The sequence below is a fragment of the Vibrio sp. 1641 genome (genome assembly GCF_033339995.1).
Classification (GTDB): Bacteria; Pseudomonadota; Gammaproteobacteria; order Enterobacterales; family Vibrionaceae; genus Vibrio; species Vibrio alginolyticus.
Map to the genome: position 1 here is coordinate 1 of NZ_JAWOVP010000340.1, position 593 is coordinate 593.

1 protein-coding gene is annotated in these 593 nt (G+C 46.2%); it reads left to right on the forward strand.

Features of this window, described 5'->3' with window-relative positions:
* The coding region (locus R7Z47_RS25875; RefSeq protein WP_318130898.1) for a DUF6701 domain-containing protein at positions 1–593 on the forward strand (593 nt) is incomplete at both ends.

A 593-nucleotide genomic window follows, 5' to 3' on the forward strand; every position in this document is an offset into this window, starting at 1 on the left:
GACTTTCACGATGGTCGGAGACTCCGCTAAGGAGCAAACTGTCAACTTCATGTTTACGCCGTTTATGTTCGAAGCGTATTCAAATGAAAGACGGACACTGAATGAAATTCGCGTCATCGCTGGTAAACCAGAAAATGTTCATACACGTCTGCTCGCTTGTGCCTCCACAGGAGAACCCGTCGTTGCCAGCAATTACAATGGTAAACCCAAAGTAGTCCACCCTTTGATTAAACCTCTCGGTGGAAGCGAAGGTGATTTTAGTTATTCTGCTGAGTTCAAAGACGGATTATCGGAACATGGCTTAATTACTAACGAATCCGGACTGTTCGAGGTGACGTTATCCGACCAATTCGAATGTGAAGGATTTTCAGAGTGTCCGGACGACGGCACAGTTGAAGTAACAGGCAAGTTTAATGTGTACTCGCGACCATGGACCTTGGCAATCTGTGAGAACCAAAACACCTTGCCTTCAGGCACATCCGAACAAGGTGATAAGTTCATTGCCGCTGGCGAACATTTCTCGTTAACGGTGAAACCCGTCATCTGGCAAAAAGGGGGTTCTATCAGTGATCCTATCGACTCATCAGCTTATT